The sequence below is a fragment of the Gemmatimonadota bacterium genome, from assembly GCA_021295815.1.
Taxonomy (GTDB): domain Bacteria; phylum Gemmatimonadota; class Gemmatimonadetes; order Longimicrobiales; family Gaopeijiaceae; genus JAGWBQ01.
The window spans coordinates 27,504-30,007 of record JAGWBQ010000024.1 but is presented as its reverse complement, the minus strand read 5'-3'; the positions used below and the strand labels follow the sequence as shown (position 1 = coordinate 30,007).

Here is a 2,504-nt window from a genome sequence, read left to right as displayed (position 1 = left end):
GGCCGAACGCCCGGGAGATGACATGCGGTTTTTCACCCCCCCTTCCCCCTGGTGGAGTTTCTCGGATTGGACGAAGAAGATGATGGCAACGGCGGAGGAAACGATGGTGACTAGGTATGCACGAGGCGTCGCGGGCGCTGCCGGGCTGCTGCTGACGGCAGCGGCCGGGACGGCCCAGACACAGGTTTCGGGCTCCTTTGAGACGACGTTTCCTGTTGATAAGTACAGATTCGAGTGCCAATTGGACCGGACGGAGCTTGGTGCACGGATCGTCGCTGCGAATTCCGAATTCTACCCCGAGTTCGCAACGCGCACAGCCGAGGGCTGGCTCATCTACGACGAGTTCGAGAGACAGGTGGTGGAGCTGGACGAAGAGCTTCGTGAGCTTCGACGCTGGGGCCGCGAAGGGGATGGCCCGCTGGAGTACCGGAAACCCGTGTCCGCGATGGGCCTGCCCACCGGCGAGGTGCTGGTCGTCGACGCTGCGCCGCCGTCGTTCCTGTTGTTCGGGGGCGAACGGCCAAACGAACATCGGCTGGAGGGGATCGAGCCGGAACATGCGATGGTGCGGGACGATGGCACCGTCCTGGTGGCTGGGAAACACGGAGACTTGCACGTCTTCACGCCCGAGGCGGAGACACTGGGGCAAGTGGCGACGCGCCGAGACTTGGGCATGACGGAAACGCATGGAGAGGAAGCCGCGTACCCGGTAATTGACATCAAGCCGCCGTTCGTCGGTTTTGTCGGACCGTCGACGGTATGGAGCCTCAAGGCGGACAAACCCCGCATGGTTCTCCAGCGCTGCGTCCACGAAGACCTAGCACGCGTTCACGAGCAGGCTCCCACGGTAAGCTTAGGCAAATTAGGGACGGTGCCCATTACAGTCATTACCATGCGTGACTATCTGGTCCTCCCGGACGGCTTCCTAGTGAGGAGGCGGACCGATCGATCGAGCACTACGACGCATCGGGAAACCTGGTGGAGGCATGGCGCCTCACAGGCTATCCCGCTGCCCACGGAAGGTTCGACCCCCACAACCCGAAACGAATTCTCATCTGGAACAAGGGCACGATAAATGGAATACTACTGGTTGAAGTTGAAAACGACCGCTTTCCGGGCGGTGCGTAGGATCGCCGTCTCCTCAATGGTCGTGTCCGCGCTGCTGATCTTTTTACCGAATCGCCCCAATGCCTGATCCGGGAGGGGCGTGGATCACGGCCGCAGAGTCCCAACGCTAACCCATGCCTACCCTCGTGAAACCGATGCTGCTGGTCGCGTGGGCTCTGATCGGTGGCGCCGCCGCCGGTTCGGCTCAGCAGGTAGTTGAAGTCTACTTCAGCTCCGGTCGCCAGATCATTGACGATGAATGGCGCGCAATCAATACGGGTTCCGACTACGTGGCGTTGGACCGCACCTTGGGCATTCTCTATGTTCAGGACCTTGAGGACGTCGATGCCGTCATGGTATTTTCGATGGAGACCGGGGAACGGGTGCGGGCCATTCCCGTTCCTCGGGGCGAGGGTCCGGGGGAGATCCCGCAGGGTTGGAGCGGCATCGCGGCGGTACCGGGTGCGGGCATCTTCGTCAAAGGGCAATACCGAGCCCTCGAGTTCGATACGGCGGGGCAATTCATCTCCCTCTGGCAACCGGAAGCCCCGGGTAGCACCGATGTCTGCAATTTTGGTGGACAACCTGCTGTTCCGGTCCACAATGCCGTCCTGTCGCGTGCGCCGACGGGCGATCGGGGCATCGGTCCGCGGTTCGTTCCCGGGAGGCTGCCCGATCACGCTGCGACTGAACTAGATGCCCGCAAGCTGGTGGACACAGAATGGCGCGTGTTATTTGCGGACATAGACTGTGCGTCGGAGGCGGCCTACGTGCTGTACGAAGACCGGTCTCAGCCGCCGGAGGTTACGTATTTCGATTCTCTGGTCGCATATTCGAACGGCCGGGAGAGCAGTCTTCCCGTTCCAAGCGAATTGTTCGATGCTTATGGACCATACGGCCTATCTCTCGACGACCATGGCAATCTCGTCCTTCTCTCCACTTCTGATCGTGTACAGGGTGCAATTGTGAGGACTGACGGAGAGTGCTATGCCGTTGTTCGCACCGAAGGTTGGGACAGACAGCACGCTTTCATGCGCGTGTACGCCGACAGCGCTCTGGTTTTCCGTCGGAGCACGGATGAACGGATCGTGGGCGGAAGAGAAACCAGGATCATTTACTACAGCAATGCGGACGGCGTCTCTCTGCACCCGTTCCGCCATGTAAGCGGAGATCCCTGTCCGGGCATCCTGCCCTCCTTGGATGGGGAGACCGGGCGCAGCGGGGCCGAAACCGCTGCGGACAAGAGACACGCCGAACCGGGTCGGGCAGGCTAGCCGGGACGGCGCCTCCCGACAACCTACCCCGGTGGTCATGGCTTACCCGCCGTGGTCATCGGGGACCCGGTTCGAGATCGACGCGGAATCCGAGACCTTGCCGGCAAGGAGAACGCTGGGTGC

2 protein-coding genes are annotated in these 2,504 nt (G+C 61.6%); both read left to right on the top strand.

What is annotated here, in order from left to right:
• Positions 1-1,075, top strand: a 1,075-nt coding sequence (locus tag J4G12_09500) for a hypothetical protein (GenBank protein ID MCE2456027.1), incomplete at its 5' end; no start/stop codon positions are given.
• A 178-nt stretch (positions 1,076-1,253) separates the two neighbouring features.
• Positions 1,254-2,381 (top strand): hypothetical protein, encoded by a 1,128-nt coding sequence (locus tag J4G12_09495; protein ID MCE2456026.1) that lies wholly within the window; start codon positions 1,254-1,256, stop codon positions 2,379-2,381.
• Positions 2,382-2,504: the final 123 nt, after the last annotated feature.